Origin of the sequence: Pseudomonas azadiae (assembly GCF_019145355.1) — a bacterium.
Classification (GTDB): Bacteria; Pseudomonadota; Gammaproteobacteria; order Pseudomonadales; family Pseudomonadaceae; genus Aquipseudomonas; species Aquipseudomonas azadiae.
The window spans coordinates 2104749-2118259 of record NZ_JAHSTY010000001.1; the positions used below are offsets into that span (position 1 = coordinate 2104749).

At 62.4% G+C, this 13511-nt stretch carries 14 protein-coding genes; 3 read left to right on the plus strand and 11 right to left on the minus strand.

What is annotated here, in order from left to right; translation table 11 throughout:
* Positions 1-27 precede the first annotated feature (27 nt).
* From holA to KVG91_RS09555, 3 genes are all read left to right on the plus strand, one after another.
* Complete coding sequence (gene holA, locus KVG91_RS09545; protein WP_169376745.1) at positions 28-1065, plus strand: DNA polymerase III subunit delta; 1038 nt, start codon at positions 28-30, stop codon at positions 1063-1065.
* 229 nt (positions 1066-1294) lie between these two features.
* Entirely contained in the window at positions 1295-1459 is a 165-nt protein-coding gene (gene arfA / locus KVG91_RS09550; RefSeq protein WP_003176285.1) for an alternative ribosome rescue factor ArfA, read from the plus strand.
* Positions 1460-1520: 61 nt separating this feature from the next.
* The gene (locus KVG91_RS09555; RefSeq protein WP_169376744.1) at positions 1521-2846 is read left to right on the plus strand and encodes a lytic murein transglycosylase; all 1326 of its coding nucleotides are present in this window, start codon (positions 1521-1523) and stop codon (positions 2844-2846) included.
* A 108-nt stretch (positions 2847-2954) separates the two neighbouring features.
* On the opposite strand, the gene KVG91_RS09560 is transcribed toward KVG91_RS09555, so the two are convergent.
* The 11 genes from KVG91_RS09560 to rsfS form a co-directional block, all read right to left on the minus strand.
* Positions 2955-3872, minus strand: a complete 918-nt coding sequence (locus tag KVG91_RS09560) for a S66 peptidase family protein (RefSeq protein ID WP_169376743.1) — start codon at positions 3870-3872, stop codon at positions 2955-2957.
* Positions 3873-4037: 165 nt separating this feature from the next.
* Positions 4038-5039 carry a lipoyl synthase gene (gene lipA / locus KVG91_RS09565; protein ID WP_169376808.1) on the minus strand — a complete coding sequence of 334 codons (1002 nt, stop codon included), beginning with the start codon at positions 5037-5039 and terminating at the stop codon, positions 4038-4040.
* Positions 5040-5065: 26 nt separating this feature from the next.
* The gene (gene lipB, locus KVG91_RS09570; RefSeq protein ID WP_169376742.1) at positions 5066-5713 is read right to left on the minus strand and encodes a lipoyl(octanoyl) transferase LipB; all 648 of its coding nucleotides are present in this window, start codon (positions 5711-5713) and stop codon (positions 5066-5068) included.
* Positions 5713-5988, minus strand: coding sequence for a DUF493 domain-containing protein (locus KVG91_RS09575; protein ID WP_048724650.1), 276 nt, complete (start codon positions 5986-5988; stop codon positions 5713-5715). The genes lipB and KVG91_RS09575 overlap by 1 nt, the downstream gene beginning before the upstream one ends.
* 83 nt (positions 5989-6071) lie before the next feature.
* Complete coding sequence (locus KVG91_RS09580; protein ID WP_169376741.1) at positions 6072-7229, minus strand: D-alanyl-D-alanine carboxypeptidase family protein; 1158 nt, start codon at positions 7227-7229, stop codon at positions 6072-6074.
* Positions 7230-7407: 178 nt separating this feature from the next.
* On the minus strand, positions 7408-8409 hold the full coding sequence (locus tag KVG91_RS09585; protein ID WP_169376740.1) for a septal ring lytic transglycosylase RlpA family protein: 1002 nt from the start codon (positions 8407-8409) through the stop codon (positions 7408-7410).
* Positions 8409-9419 (minus strand): lytic murein transglycosylase B, encoded by a 1011-nt coding sequence (gene mltB, locus KVG91_RS09590; protein WP_169376739.1) that lies wholly within the window; start codon positions 9417-9419, stop codon positions 8409-8411. Before mltB ends, KVG91_RS09585 begins: the two co-directional genes overlap by 1 nt.
* 17 nt (positions 9420-9436) lie before the next feature.
* The gene (rodA, locus tag KVG91_RS09595; RefSeq protein WP_169376807.1) at positions 9437-10540 is read right to left on the minus strand and encodes a rod shape-determining protein RodA; all 1104 of its coding nucleotides are present in this window, start codon (positions 10538-10540) and stop codon (positions 9437-9439) included.
* 31 nt (positions 10541-10571) lie between these two features.
* On the minus strand, positions 10572-12470 hold the full coding sequence (gene mrdA / locus KVG91_RS09600) for a penicillin-binding protein 2 (protein WP_169376738.1): 1899 nt from the start codon (positions 12468-12470) through the stop codon (positions 10572-10574).
* Between the two features lie 15 nt (positions 12471-12485).
* Positions 12486-12953: a 23S rRNA (pseudouridine(1915)-N(3))-methyltransferase RlmH gene (gene rlmH / locus KVG91_RS09605; protein WP_003176297.1), complete on the minus strand. Its 468-nt coding sequence runs from the start codon at positions 12951-12953 to the stop codon at positions 12486-12488.
* Positions 12954-12962: 9 nt separating this feature from the next.
* Positions 12963-13457: a ribosome silencing factor gene (rsfS, locus tag KVG91_RS09610; RefSeq protein ID WP_003237041.1), complete on the minus strand. Its 495-nt coding sequence runs from the start codon at positions 13455-13457 to the stop codon at positions 12963-12965.
* Positions 13458-13511: the final 54 nt, after the last annotated feature.

The following is a 13511-nucleotide window of genomic DNA, read 5'->3' on the forward strand; positions in this document are numbered from 1 at the left end:
GCGCCAAGCGCCCCGTTCGCCCTGCCTATGAAACTCGCCCCCGCCCAACTCGCCAAGCACCTGCAAGGCAGCCTTGCGCCTGTCTACATCATCAGCGGAGACGATCCGCTGCTGTGCCAGGAAGCCGCCGACGCTATCCGCGCTGCTGTGCGCCAGCAAGGCTTCGATGAACGCCAGGTTTTCAGCGCCGACGCCAGTTTCGACTGGGGCACGTTGCTGCAAGCGGGCGCGAGCATGTCGCTGTTTGCCGAAAAACGCCTGCTGGAACTGCGCCTGCCGTCGGGCAAGCCCGGCGACAAGGGGGCGGCAGCCCTAATGGAATATTGCTCACGGCCTGCCGAAGACACGGTGCTGTTGATCAGCCTGCCCAAGCTCGATGGCAGTGCGCAGAAAACCAAATGGGGCAAGGCCCTGGTCGAGGGAGCACACACCCAGTTCATCCAGATCTGGCCGGTGGACAGCAGCCAGTTGCCGCAGTGGATTCGCCAGCGCCTGTCCCAATCGGGGCTGTCGGCCACTCAGGACGCGGTGGAGTTGATCGCCGCGCGGGTCGAAGGCAACTTGCTGGCCGCCGCCCAGGAGATCGAAAAGCTCAAGCTGATGGCCGAAGACGGGCAGATCACCGTCGAAACCGTTCAGGGCGCCGTGGCGGACAGCGCGCGCTTTGACGTGTTCGGGCTGGTGGATGCGATCCTCAACGGCGAACCCGCCCACGCACTGCGCATGCTGGAAGGCCTGCGCGGCGAAGGCGTGGAGCCGCCGGTGATTCTGTGGGCCTTGGCCCGTGAACTGCGGGTGCTGGCCAATATCGCGCTGCAATACAGCCAAGGCACGCCGCTGGACAAATGCTTCAGCCAGGCTCGACCGCCGGTCTGGGACAAGCGCAAGCCCCTGATGAGCAAAGCCCTGCAACGGCACTCGGCGCAACGCTGGGCGCAGCTTTTGCTGGAAGCGCAGCGCATCGATGCGCAGATCAAGGGCCAGGCAGCCGGTTCGCCGTGGATGAGCCTGAGCCGTTTGTCGCTTTTGATGTGCGGCCAGCGCCTTACTCTGCCTGCCGAATAACACCTCTCTCAAAATCACCACACCCCCCTGTGGGAGCTGGCTTGCCTGCGATAGCGGTGGATCAGCTTGCATCTCTGGCACCGATACACCGCCATCGCAGGCAAGCCAGCTCCCACATTGACCGTGCCCACTTGATTCTTTGAAAAAGCCTACACATCGTCGGGCTTTACAGCGGCCAAACTTCAGCAGATTATTTGCTCCGATTCCCCCACCCAAAGAGCGTACCATCATGAGCAAAAAGCCATCCAAGCATGGCCCCAACAAGGCCAAATCCATCATCGCCCAGCCATTGTTCCGCAGCCGCCAGGAACGCGCCGGCAAGGGCAAAGGCAGCTACCGCCGCGAAGCCTTCCAGTCTAATAGCTGGGAGGCTTCTTACTTTCTGGCTGCCTGAAGGCAAGCGCCCCTCCGGCATGATAAGGTCTGCTTCTGATTTGTAATCCCTGGACCTGTGCATGCCCTCTAGTCTTTCCCGTCGTTGGCACCTTCGCCAATTGATCGCTGCCTCCAGCCTCATTCTGCTTGTCGCCTGCGCGGAGAAACCAACCGCCGCCGACGCTCAACCACTGCCCAAAGTCCAGACCGCCCCGGTGGTCGCGCCTGCCGTAGTGGCCCCGCTGGCCGTGGACAATCTTGATATCCAACCCACCCAGACCTTTGCCGAATGGCAGGCCGGCTTTCGCGCGCAAGCCCTGCAGGCGGGCATCACTGCCGCCGTGTTCGACGATGCCTTCGCCAACGTCACGCCCGACATGGCGGTGATTCGTGCCGACCGCAGCCAGCCGGAGTTTTCCCGCCCGGTGTGGGAATACCTCGACGGCGCCCTGTCGCCGGTGCGCGTGCGCAACGGCCAGGCCTTGCTGGTCAGATACGCCGACATCCTGCAAAGCATCGAGCAACGGTACGGCGTCGACCGCCAGGCGCTGGTGTCGGTGTGGGGCATGGAAAGCAACTTCGGCCAGTTCCAGGGCAATAACTCAGTGATCCGCTCACTGGCGACCCTGGCCTACGAAGGCCGCCGCCCGGCGTTTGCCCAGGCGCAGCTGCTGGCGGCGTTGCAGATCATCCAGCACGGCGACATCCAGGCCGACCAGATGAAAGGCTCCTGGGCCGGCGCCATGGGCCAGACCCAATTTATCCCGACCACCTACAACACCCACGCCGTGGACTTCGATGGCGACGGTCGCCGCGATATCTGGAACAGCCCGGCTGACGCCCTCGCCTCCACCGCGCACTACCTGCAAAGCTCCGGCTGGCAGAAAGGCCAGCCGTGGGGTTTCGAGGTGAAACAACTGCCAACGAACTTTGATTACGCCCTCGCCGATGGCGGCATCCGCAAGACTGTTGCCGAATGGCTGCAATTGGGCGTCCAACTGCCACCGGGCGCAAGCCTGCCGCCCAACGTCGAGCAACTGTCCGCCGCGCTGTTGTTGCCGTCGGGCTACCGTGGGCCGGCATTCCTGGTGCTGGATAACTTCCGCGCGATTCTCAAGTACAACAACTCGTCGTCCTACGCGTTGGCGGTCGGCTTGCTGTCGGAGCGGTTCGGCGGTGGCGGCGTGATTCGTGGCGACTGGCCAAAAGACGAGCTGCCGCTGAGCCGCTCACAGCGTATGGATTTGCAGACGGCGCTGAGTGCCAATGGCTATGACGCGGGCAACCCGGACGGGATCATCGGCGCCAATACGCGCAAGGCGATACGCGCGGCGCAGCAGGCACTGGGCTGGCCGGCGGATGGGTATCCGACGGTGAAACTGCTGGAATCGTTGCAGAACCGTTAGATTTGCTTATGGCGACCGGCGCTATCGCAGGCAAGCCAGCTCCCACATTAGGAATGCATTCCCCTGTGGGAGCTGGCTTGCCTGCGATGACGGCACCACAGGCGGCAACTATTTGAAGACCACATCCTGCTCCAGCACCACCCGCTGCTCCCCCGCATCCAACCGTACCAGCGCACCCATCGGCAGCGTCAGGTTCGGGTCGCAATGCCCACTGCGCCAGCCGGACAATACCGGAATGCACAGCGGCGCAAAGGTCTGCTTCAACAGACGCTCCAGGGCGACAGGCTCCACACCCGCCACATCCCCCACCAGCACGCCGGCCACCTGGGCCAGCTTGCCCGCCAGGCGTAAATGCGTAAGCAGGCGGTCGATGCGGTAGATCGGCTCGTTGACGTCTTCGATAAACAGGATGATGCCGTCGGCGTCGATCTCGTAGGGCGTGCCCATCACGGCGGCGATCATTGATAAGTTGCCACCCAGCAAGTGACCACAGGCGATGCCGGGCTCAAGGGTGATCAACGGGAAGGCGGCCGGGTGTGCCAGCACGCTGCCCGCACCGAGGTCACCGCGCAGCATGCCGAGCAATGACGACTCGGTGGGTGGTTGCTTGGCACCGAGCAAGTCGGCATTGAGCATCGGGCCGTGGAACGTCACGAAACCGGCATAGCGGTTGATCGCCAGGTGCAGGGCAGTGATGTCGCTGTAGCCGACGAAGGGCTTGGGGTTGCCGCGCAGCAGTTCAAAATCAAGGCTGTCGAGCAGACGTGGCGTGCCGTAGCCGCCGCGCAGGCAGAAGATGGCGTCGACTTCAGGGTCGGCGAAGGCTGTGTGCAAATCGTTGAGACGGGTTTTATCGCTGCCGGCCAGGTAGCCGTCGCGTTCATAGACGCCAGGCAGGATTCGCAGGTCGTAGCCACGGGAGCGTATCCATTGGCCGGCTTTTTCAACGTCCAGCGCGGCGGGGCCGGCGGGGGCGATCAGGGCGATGGTGCCTTCGGGTCGCAAGGCAGGTACGGCAATGCTCATCCACGATTCTCCCTAAATTAACGCAGAACGAACTGTGGGAGCTGGCTTGCCTGCGATGGCATCTCCTCGGTACATCTGTTGTACCGAGGCGTCTGCATCGCAGGCAAGCCAGCTCCCACATAAGCCCGCTCCCACATTGGATCAGCGGTGTTCTCCATCTCTGTATTAAGAGACCAAACTCGCCTTGACCAGCTTGGCCTGCTCGTCCGCGTGGTACGAGGAGCGCACCAACGGGCCCGATGCCACGTTCTTGAAGCCCATCTTGTAGCCTTCCTCGGCGAACCAGGCGAAGGTGTCCGGGTGCACGAAACGCTGCACCGGCAAGTGGCTGCGGGACGGTTGCAGGTACTGGCCCAGGGTCAGCATGTCGATGTCGTGTTCGCGCATGCGCTTCATGACTTCGATCACTTCTTCATCGGTCTCGCCCAGGCCCAGCATCAAGCCGGACTTGGTCGGGATGTGCGGCATCATCTGCTTGAATTTCTGCAGCAGGGTCAGCGACCACTGGTAATCCGAACCCGGACGCGCTGCCTTGTACAGGCGCGGCACGGTCTCCAGGTTGTGGTTGAACACATCCGGCGGCTCGGCGGCGGTGATTTCCAGCGCCACGTCCATACGGCCGCGGTAGTCCGGCACCAGGGTTTCGAGCATCACGTTCGGCGACAGCTTGCGGATTTCGCGGATGCAGTCGGCGAAGTGCTGCGCGCCGCCGTCACGCAGGTCGTCACGGTCGACCGAGGTGATCACCACGTATTTGAGTTTCAGGTCGGCGATGGCGATGGCCAGGCTTTGCGGCTCGTTGACGTCCAGAGGCTTCGGCCGGCCGTGGCCGACGTCGCAGAACGGGCAACGACGGGTGCAGATATCGCCCATGATCATGAAGGTGGCGGTGCCGCCGGAGAAGCACTCACCCAGGTTCGGGCAGGAGGCTTCTTCGCACACGCTGTGCAGCTTGTGCTTGCGCAGCAGCGCCTTGATACGGTCGACTTCCGGCGAAACCGGGATGCGCACGCGGATCCAGTCGGGTTTCTTCGGCAGCTCGGTGGTCGGAATGATCTTCACCGGGATGCGTGCAACCTTCTCGGCGCCGCGCAGCTTGACGCCGGCTTCCACCTTGGCACGCGGGGCCGGGGCCGGACGGTCGGTCACGTCGACCGTCGGGATCATGGTTTGCACTGCATCAGTAGTCATAGTCAGTCGATTCCGCCCGTAAGGGTCGTCTGCTCAGCATAGTCGAGGTGTTTGACGAGCTGCGCACGCAGCCGGGCACTTACCTCGGCAAATTTAATCGGTGTGGCATGCTCACTCAGTTGCGTCATCGCCAACCCGGCATAGCCGCACGGGTTGATCCGCCGGAACGGCGCCAGGTCCATGTCCACATTCAGGGCCAGGCCGTGAAAGGAACAACCGTGGCGAATGCGCAAGCCGAGGGAGGCGATTTTTGCGCCATCCACATACACACCGGGTGCATCGGGCTTGGCCGCGGCGGTCACGCCGTAACTGGCCAACAGCTCGATCAGGCAAGCCTCCATGCGGCTCACCAGGTCGCGCACACCAAACCCAAGCTTGCGTACGTCCAGCAGCAAGTAAGCCACCAGTTGACCCGGCCCATGGTAAGTCACTTGGCCACCCCGGTCGACCTGCACCACCGGAATATCCCCCGGCAGTAACAGATGCTCGGCCTTGCCGGCCTGGCCCTGGGTGAACACCGGCGGGTGTTCCACCAGCCAGATTTCATCGGCGGCCGCGCTACCGCGTTCGTTGGTGAAGCGCTGCATGGCATGCCAGACGGGCTCATAGTCCATCCGACCGAGCTCGCGAAAGCCCAATACCTGTGGCATCACAGCACCATGTGCACGAAGCCGGTGGCTCGCAGTTCGCTGTTGATGTCGTAGAGCTGGTCTTGGCCAATTGCAACGATGTGCAATTGGATTGTGGTGTATTTGCCTGTGGAGCTGGATCGCTCGTCCACACGCTGATCATTGATCGTCGCGTGCTTACGCACGATCTCGAGGATCAGATCTTTGCGGCCTACGCCGGTATCGCTGATGATCTTGATCGGATAGTCCACCACCGGGAATTCGATCTTTGGCGCCTTTACTTCGGTATCGGTCATGGCGTAACGGCCTCGTAAGCGTAAGCCTTGGCGACAACAAAGCCCCGCGTCGGATCAACGCGGGGCTTTGCAGGTGCACACAATCAGTTGAACAAGCCGTAGAAGAATAGACGGATGCTATCCCACACGCGGCGGAAGATACCACCTTCGTCGACGGCGTCCAGCGCGATCAGGTCGGCGCTGTGCACCACCTTGTCGTCCAGCTTGACTTCGACTTTACCGATCACGTCGCCCTTGGCGATCGGCGCCACCAATTGCGGGTTCATGGTCATGCTGGCCGCGAGCTTTTTCAGCTGGCCTTTAGGCATGGTCAGGGTCAGGTCTTCGGCCAGGCCGGCCTTGACCTGGGAGGTAGCGCCCTTCCAGACGGGAGCAGTCGCAAGCTCGGCACCCTTCTGGTAGAAGGTCTGGGTTTCGAAGAAGCGGAAACCGTAAGTCAGCAGTTTTTGCGTCTCGGCCGCGCGGGCCTGCTCGCTGTTGGTGCCGAAGACCACGGCGATCAGGCGCTGGCCGTCACGCACGGCGGACGACACCATGCAGTAGCCGGCTTCTTCGGTGTGGCCGGTCTTCAGACCGTCGACGGTCTTGTCGCGCCACAGCAGCAGGTTGCGGTTAGGCTGCTTGATGTTGTTCCAGAAGAACTCCTTCTGGGAGTAGATCGCATAGTGCACCGGGTCGACGCGAATGATCGCGCGCGCCAACAACGCCATGTCGTGAGCCGACGAATAATGCTCTGGGTTCGGCAAGCCGGTCGGGTTCATGAAGTGGCTGTTGGTCATGCCCAGGTCGCCGGCCGTTTTGTTCATCATGTCGGCGAACGCGTCTTCGCTGCCGGCGATGTGCTCGGCCAGGGCGACGCTGGCGTCGTTACCGGACTGGATGATGATGCCGTGCAGCAGGTCGCTCACCGTGACCTGCGAGCCGACCTTGATGAACATCCGCGAACCGCCGGTACGCCAGGCGTTTTCGCTGACGGTCACCGGGTCGTTCTCGCCGATCTGGCCGCGACGGATTTCCAGGGTCGCGATGTAGGCGGTCATCAGTTTGGTCAGGCTGGCCGGCGGCAGGCGCTGGTCACCGTTGCTCTCGACCAGCACGTTGCCACTGGCAGCATCCATGAGGACCCAGGACTTGGCGGCCAGTTGCGGGGAAGCCGGCACCATTTCAACCGCCCAGGCGGCCGGGGTGATGATCAGCGAAAGAAGCAGGCACGTGCGTTTGGCTAAGGTGGTGATGTTCATCCGTCTCTCGAAATTGCTTATGGAAACTTGCCCTCGCGGGCAAAACTTATTCAGACAGCCCGTTGCCAGACTGTCGCGTGTTCGGTTGCCCGCTCCACCCCTTGCCCCTGGGTTTTTATTGTTCAACGAGCCAACAACCACAGCCCAGGCCCGACGAGCCAGAGCCATCAATGCTTTATTATTCAGCCGTGACGACGCTGGGTTGCCCCAGGTTGGCCAGGCGCACGCTGTTCTGCACTTGCGCGACCTCGCTCGGCGAGCCGATCGGGCCCATGCGCACCCGGTGCAGGGTCTGCTGGTTACGCACGATGGAGCTGATGAAGACAGGCGCGTTGACCATGCCGCTGAGTTTGGACCTTAACAGTTCTGCCGCGTCGGGGTTGGCGAAAGCGCCGACCTGCAGGTATTGGCCACCCGCTGCCGCTGCGCCCGGCGCAGCCCTGGGCACCACGACCGTGTCCGGCGCGTGCTGCTGTGGCGGCGGCGTCCATTGCTCGATCTTGCCCGTCGAGGCGGTCATTTGCGGCTGCTGGGTCGGTGGCTCATTGAGCATCAACGGCGCCGGTTTGCCACGCTGGGCCCAATACTGCGCAGGGTCGATACCTTCGACCTTCACGCGCGCGGTACCGGTTTCGGCGTAACCGAGCTTCTTCGCGGCCGCGTAGGACAAGTCGATGATGCGGTCCGAATAGAACGGCCCACGGTCGTTGACCCGCAGGATCACGGTGCGGTTGTTGTCCAGGTTGGTCACGCGTACATAGCTGGGCAGCGGCAAGGTTTTGTGGGCCGCGCTCATGCCGTACAGGTCATACACTTCGCCGTTGGCGGTGTTCTGGCCATGAAACTTGGTGCCGTACCAGGACGCCGTGCCCGATTGCACGTAGGTCTTGGAATCCTGCAGCGGGAAGTAGTTCTTGCCGAGCACGGTATAGGGGTTGGCCTTGTACGGGCCGGTGTGCAGGGTCGGCGTGGCGTCCGGGATCTTCGACACGTCGACGTCCCACCACGGCGCGCCGTCTTTGTGCGCGCGGTTGATATCCAGGCCCGGCTGGGCACGGACCACTGCGCCGCCGGATTTCTGCTGCACCGGTGCCCGGCTGGTGGAACAACTGACGACCAGCAGGGACAACGCGGCGAACGCCACCAGCTTGAGCGGTTGATTGAACAGCGATGCCCGCATTACTTGTTGCCCCGTGCTTGGACCAGCATGTCTGACAGTTGATGCACGGCCATGGCGTACATCACACTGCGGTTATAACGCGTGATTGCGTAAAAATTCCTCAGGCCCATCCAGTATTCCGGGCCGTTTTCGCCTTCAAGGCGGAACGCCGTCACTGGCATATCGTCAGGCAGCGCATTCTGACTCGACCAGCCCAGCGCCCGCAACTCCCCGACCGTCTTCACCGGCTCGATGCCCTGGGTCAGGCCCTCGTCGGCGCGATCGCCGGCGACCTCTGCGCGGGCCACCACCGGTTCGCCCGCCGCCCAGCCGTGGCGCTTGAAGTAGCTGGCCACGCTGCCGATGGCGTCGTCGGGGTTGCTCCAGATATTGATATGGCCGTCACCGTCGAAATCCACCGCATAGGCGCGAAAGCTGCTCGGCATGAACTGCGGCAGGCCCATCGCACCGGCGTAGGAACCCTTGAGGGTCAACGGGTCGACCTGCTCTTCGCGCGCCAGCAACAGGAATTCGCGCAGCTCCTTGCGGAAGAAGTCAGCGCGCGGCGGGTAATCGAAGCCCAGGGTCGCCAAGGCGTCGATCACGCGGTAACTGCCGGTGTTGCGCCCGTAAAAGGTTTCGATGCCAATGATCGAGACAATCACCTGCGCCGGCACGCCGTATTCCTGCTCGGCGCGGGCCAGTACCGCCTCGTGCTGGCGCCAGAAGTCCACACCTCGGGCCACGCGGGCGTCGGTCAGGAACATCGGGCGGTATTCCTTCCACTGCTTTACACGCTCGGCAGGGCGGGAGATGGCGTCGAGGATCGCCTGCTTTTTCTGGGCTTCGCGAAACACGCCCATCAGTTGTTCGCCGGCGAAACCATAGTCGCGGGTCATTTCACCGACAAACTCGGCGACCTGGGGTGAACCATCATAGTCACCGGCCTGCGCCTCTTGCGTGGCGCCCAGCAGCCCGATCAGGCCCATCCAGGACGCGTGCCGAGTCGCCCAGCCGCGCATTACTTGCATTGACATCTTCACCTTATTCAAACCTGTGCGATCCATTTGCGATGCGTATGAATCGACATCAAAACCCCAAACGCTGACATCAACGTCACCAGCGAAGTTCCGCCGTAGCTAATGAACGGCAACGGCACCCCCACCACCGGCAGCAGGCCACTGACCATACCGATGTTGACGAAAACATAAACAAAAAAAGTCATGGTGAGCGCGCCGGCCAGCAGTTTGCCGAATAACGTCTGCGCCTGCGCGGTGATCACCAGGCCGCGACCAATCAACAACAGATAGATCAGCAGCAGCGCGCAGATGCCCACCAGGCCGAACTCTTCGCCCAGCACCGCAATGATGAAGTCGGTGTGGCTTTCGGGCAAAAAGTCCAGGTGCGACTGCGTACCCAATAACCACCCCTTGCCAAATACACCGCCGGAACCGATCGCGGCCTTCGACTGGATGATGTTCCAGCCAGTGCCGAGCGGGTCGCTTTCCGGGTCGAGGAAGGTCAGGATCCGCTGCTTCTGGTAATCGTGCATAAAGAAGAACCACATGGCCACGGCCACCGGCACGGCGGCGGCCAGCACGCTGAGGATCCAGCGCCAGCGCAAGCCACCCATGAACAGCACGAACGCACCGCCCGCCAGGATCAGCAACGATGTACCCAGGTCCGGCTGGCGCACGATCAGGATGAACGGTATGCCAATCAGCAGCAGGCTGATGCCCACGTGCTTGAGCTGCGGCGGCAAGGTGCGCTTGGACAGGTACCACGCGATGGTCGCCGGCATCAGGATCTTCATGAATTCCGACGGCTGGAAGCGAATCACCCCCGGAATGTTGATCCAGCGGGTCGCGCCCATGGCGTTGTGGCCCATCACGTCCACCACTACCAGCAGCAACACGCCGGCCACATAACCCAACGGCACCCAGCGCGCCATGAAGCGCGGTTCGAGCTGCGCGATGACCACCATCGACAACAGCCCCAGGCCGAACGATGACGCTTGCTTGATCAGCAGGTCCCAGTTCTTGCCGCTGGCCGAATAGAGGACGAACAGGCTACCGGCCGCCAGGGTCAGCAGCAGGATCAGCAGCGGGCCATCAATGTGCATACGTTGCAGCAACGTTGCACGGCGACGCATCACATCTTCGCTGGAGAGGATGCGGTCAAAATTACTCTTCATTGGCCGTAACCTCGGTGCTTGTAGGGGGGCCACCATATTCGGGCTTGAGCCTGCCGTCGCTCGCCAACAGCCAGGCGTCCATGATCTGGCGCACCACAGGCGCCGCGACGCCGGAGCCGGATTCGCCGTTCTCGACCATCACCGCCACCACGATCTTGGGGTCTTCCGCCGGCGCGAAGCCGACAAACAAGGCGTGGTCGCGGTGGCGTTCCTGCACCTTGGAGCGGTCATATTTCTCGCCCTGCTTGATCGCGACCACCTGGGCCGTACCACTCTTGCCTGCGATGCGGTATTGCGCGCCGATCGCCGCTTTGCGCGCGGTACCGCGGGCGCCGTGCATCACCTGTTGCATGCCGTGATTAACCTTGTCCCAGTCGGAGGGGTCGCGCAAGACGATGTCCGGGATCGGGTTTTCATCCACCGGCTTCTCGCCTTCGATGGTCCTGGCCAGGTGCGGACGGTTCCACACACCTTTGTTGGCCACCAGCGCCGTGGCCTGGGCCAGTTGCAGCGGCGTGGCTTGCATATAGCCCTGGCCGATGCCGAGGATCAGGGTTTCGCCCGGGAACCAGGCCTGCCGGCGGGTCGCACGCTTCCATTCACGCGATGGCATCAGGCCGGGCGACTCTTCGAACATGTCCAGAGAGACTTTCTGACCCAGGCCGAACTTGCCCATGTAGGCGGACAAGCGGTCGATGCCCAGCTTGTGGGCCAAGTCATAAAAATAGGTGTCGTTGGAACGCATGATGGCGGTGTCGAGGTCGACATAGCCATCACCGGTGCGGTTCCAGTTACGGTATTTGTGATCGTAGTTGGGCAGCATGTAGTAACCGGGGTCGTACACGCGGCTGGAGGCGGTGACCACGCCGGCATCCAGGCCCGCAATGGCCACCGCCGGCTTGATAGTCGAACCCGGCGGATACAGGCCGCGCAGCACGCGGTTGAACAGCGGCCGGTCAATGGAATCGCGCAATTCAGCGTAGGCCTTGAAGCTGATTCCCGTCACGAACAGGTTGGGGTCGAAGCTCGGCTGGCTGACCATCGCCAGCACTTCACCGGTTTTCGGGTCCAGTGCCACGACCGCGCCGCGACGACCGCCCAGGGCCATCTCGGCCGCTTCCTGCAACTTGATGTCCAGGCTCAGCACGATGTCCTTGCCCGGCACCGGGTCGGTGCGCTTGAGCACCCGCAGCACACGGCCACGGGCGTTGGTCTCGACTTCCTCGTAACCCACCTGCCCGTGCAGTTCCGGCTCGTAGAACCGCTCGATGCCGGTCTTGCCGATATGGTGGGTACCGCTGTAATTGACCGGGTCGAGGGTTTTGAGCTCTTTCTCGTTGATCCGCCCCATGTAGCCGACCGAGTGCGCAAAGTGCGGGCCTTGCGGGTAATGCCGCACCAACTGCGCCACCACTTCCACACCCGGCAGACGGAACTGGTTCACCGCGATCCGCGCGATCTGCTCTTCGGTCAGCTCAAACAGGATCGGCACCGGCTCGAATGGCCGGCGCCCTTGCCGCATGCGCTTTTCGAAGATCACGCGGTCTTCCGGGGTCAGCTGCAGCACCTCGACGATCACGTCGAGCACCTGCTGCCAGTCGCCGGAGCGTTCGCGGGTCATGCTCAGGCTGAAGCTGGGCCGGTTATCCGCGACCACCACGCCATTGCGGTCGAATATCAACCCACGGGTCGGCGGAATCGGTTGCACATGCACCCGGTTGTTTTCCGACAGCGTGGAGTGATACTCGTACTGGATCACCTGCAGGAAATACAGGCGCGCGATCAACACCGCGATCAACCCCACCACCATGAAGGCGCCAAACACCACACGAGCGCGTACAAGACGTGCGTCTTTCTCGTGGTCCTTGATGCGGATCGGCTGGGTCATCGGGAGGGGCGCGAATTATTTGTGGTAAGGGTGCCCGGACAGAACTGTCCAGGCGCGATACAGCTGTTCACCGATCAGGATCCTTACCAACGGGTGCGGCAGCGTCAGCGCGGACAACGACCAGCGCTGGTCCGCCCGCGCACAGACTTCCGGCGCCAGCCCTTCGGGACCGCCCACCATGAAGTTGACGGTACGCGAGTCCAGGCGCCAGCGGTCCAACTCCACCGCCAGTTGCTCGGTGCTCCAGGGTTTGCCGTGCACTTCGAGGGTGACGATGCGCTCGTTGGGGCCGACCTTGGCCAGCATGGCTTCGCCTTCCTGACGGATGAAGCGCGCCACATCGGCATTCTTGCCCCGGGTATTGAGCGGTATTTCTACCAGTTCCAGCGACAGCTCGGCGGGCAGACGCTTGGCATACTCGTGCCAGCCTTCTTCCACCCACTTGGGCATGCGTGAACCGACAGCAATCAGACGCAGGCGCACAGCCGTTCCTTATTCCTGGTCTTTGTTGAGCTTGTCGAAGTGCGCGTGGCCCACTTCCGGGCTGTGGTGCTTGCCATCGGCGGCACGACTCTGCTCGGCGCCTTTCCACAGGCGCTCCAGGTCGTAGAACTGGCGAGCGTTGGAGGTCATCATGTGAACGATCACGTCGTCCATGTCCAGCAGCACCCAGTCGCTGTCGCCCTTGCCTTCTTCACCCAGCGGCTTGACGCCCTGGGCCTTGACGGCTTCGCGCACCTTGTCGAGCATCGCGCCGATCTGGCGGTTCGACGTACCGGTTGCGATGATCATGTAGTCGGTGATGCTCTGCTTGTCGCGCACGTCCAGCACCTGGATGTCCTGGGCTTTAACGTCTTCCAGGGCCGCCACGGCGACTTTTACCAGCTCTTCGCCAGCCAGCTCAGGGCCAACGTGGGCTTCAACCGGCAGCGGAGCACTTTTGAACGTGCCTTTGCGCTTAACTTTGCTTACGTCTTTGTTCGTCATATAAAACCTGTTTTGCTCGTATGTTCGGGCGCTCGCGCTACGACTGTGCGTAGA

Excerpts from the sequence above, each read along its gene's own strand:
- holA (WP_169376745.1), top strand. The coding sequence starts at position 28 with ATGAAACTCGCCCCCGCCCAACTCGCCAAGCACCTGCAAGGCAGCCTT.
- arfA (WP_003176285.1), top strand. The coding sequence starts at position 1,295 with ATGAGCAAAAAGCCATCCAAGCATGGCCCCAACAAGGCCAAATCCATC.
- KVG91_RS09555 (WP_169376744.1), top strand. The coding sequence starts at position 1,521 with ATGCCCTCTAGTCTTTCCCGTCGTTGGCACCTTCGCCAATTGATCGCT.
- KVG91_RS09560 (WP_169376743.1), bottom strand. The coding sequence starts at position 3,872 with ATGAGCATTGCCGTACCTGCCTTGCGACCCGAAGGCACCATCGCCCTG.
- lipA (WP_169376808.1), bottom strand. The coding sequence starts at position 5,039 with ATGATCCCGACGGTCGACGTGACCGACCGTCCGGCCCCGGCCCCGCGT.
- lipB (WP_169376742.1), bottom strand. The coding sequence starts at position 5,713 with ATGCCACAGGTATTGGGCTTTCGCGAGCTCGGTCGGATGGACTATGAG.
- KVG91_RS09575 (WP_048724650.1), bottom strand. The coding sequence starts at position 5,988 with ATGACCGATACCGAAGTAAAGGCGCCAAAGATCGAATTCCCGGTGGTG.
- KVG91_RS09580 (WP_169376741.1), bottom strand. The coding sequence starts at position 7,229 with ATGAACATCACCACCTTAGCCAAACGCACGTGCCTGCTTCTTTCGCTG.
- KVG91_RS09585 (WP_169376740.1), bottom strand. The coding sequence starts at position 8,409 with ATGCGGGCATCGCTGTTCAATCAACCGCTCAAGCTGGTGGCGTTCGCC.
- mltB (WP_169376739.1), bottom strand. The coding sequence starts at position 9,419 with ATGCAAGTAATGCGCGGCTGGGCGACTCGGCACGCGTCCTGGATGGGC.
- rodA (WP_169376807.1), bottom strand. The coding sequence starts at position 10,540 with ATGCGTCGCCGTGCAACGTTGCTGCAACGTATGCACATTGATGGCCCG.
- mrdA (WP_169376738.1), bottom strand. The coding sequence starts at position 12,470 with ATGACCCAGCCGATCCGCATCAAGGACCACGAGAAAGACGCACGTCTT.
- rsfS (WP_003237041.1), bottom strand. The coding sequence starts at position 13,457 with ATGACGAACAAAGACGTAAGCAAAGTTAAGCGCAAAGGCACGTTCAAA.